The sequence below is a fragment of the Sediminicola sp. 1XM1-17 genome (assembly GCF_037203765.1).
In the GTDB taxonomy this organism is placed as follows: Bacteria; Bacteroidota; Bacteroidia; order Flavobacteriales; family Flavobacteriaceae; genus Sediminicola.
Map to the genome: position 1 here is coordinate 1 of NZ_JBBCAS010000021.1, position 1125 is coordinate 1125.

Here is a 1125-nt window from a genome sequence, read left to right on the forward strand (position 1 = left end):
AAACACCTAATTACGTGCACCAATATGCCGCTTAAAACTAATTATTAATCTGTAGCCGTATTTTAGGACGTGACATTTTATCAAAAATGAAATTCAAATCTTTAGCGATATATACCTTAATGATAAATGTCCTCTTATTAGCTTCTTGTAATGAAAAAAAAGCGGATGAGAAGCCTAATAACAAAGTAGACTTGACCAATGATTTCTCTAATAAGCGAATGGTTCCTCTCATTGATAATTGTAAGACCGAACAGACATTATCTTGTCTACAAAATACTATTAGCGAATTGATTCTTGCTGAAGCCAAAAGCAAGATGATATCACTAAAAAATGACACTCTGCAAGTTGGAATTTTAATTAAAGCTGATGGTTCGACATCTATCAAAAAAAATGAATCGAGTAATTCGTTACTTAAAAAAGTTAGTTTTAATGTTCTAAATTCCTTACCACCCATAGAACCTGCATATACCGAATTTCAAAAGAAATATGTAAGCTATTCTTTTTCTTGGTTCATAATAATTCAAAACGACGAAATAATAAATAGACTCGAAGAATAAAAAACTAATGACAACAAGGGCTATAATCCATTGTTTAGCATATTTACTACAATTCAAAACTTTTCGTACTTTAGACCGGCATGATCCCAAGCTCGATTTGATTAACATCAAATCTCAACAACGGAATCATAGCCTAACCGTTAGCGCCAATGGTGCAATAAAAAACAATGCATTACGGAGGGCAAAGCTGAATAAAATAGAAGACCATGTCTCGGGCAAAGCTTATCCTTTTTAAATTGCCTTACCAATCTGATCGCAAGCAGAACGCAACCACTACGCTAGTTCGACCTTAAAAAGGCAATTTATAAAAGGCTAAAAGCAAAATTAGGATCTTGTTGGCCTTCACCTTGGCCTGGGCAACACCACGGGCGCTAACAAGGCCTATAATCCATTGTTTAGCATATTTACTACAATTCAAAAGTTTTCGTACATTTAATCCGGCATGAATCCAAGCTCGATTTGATTGACATCAAATCTCAACAACGGATTCTTAGCCTAACCGTTGTGCTTCATTGTCAGAAACCGCTAATCAATGATAAAATTCTTTAGAAAAATTCGCCAAAAAATG

1 protein-coding gene is annotated in these 1125 nt (G+C 34.4%); it reads left to right on the top strand.

The window, feature by feature from the left end; all coding sequences use genetic code 11:
* Positions 1-86: 86 nt before the first annotated feature.
* Entirely contained in the window at positions 87-557 is a 471-nt protein-coding gene (locus tag WAA86_RS15350; RefSeq protein ID WP_337301901.1) for a hypothetical protein, read from the top strand.
* The last annotated feature ends 568 nt before the right edge of the window (positions 558-1125 follow it).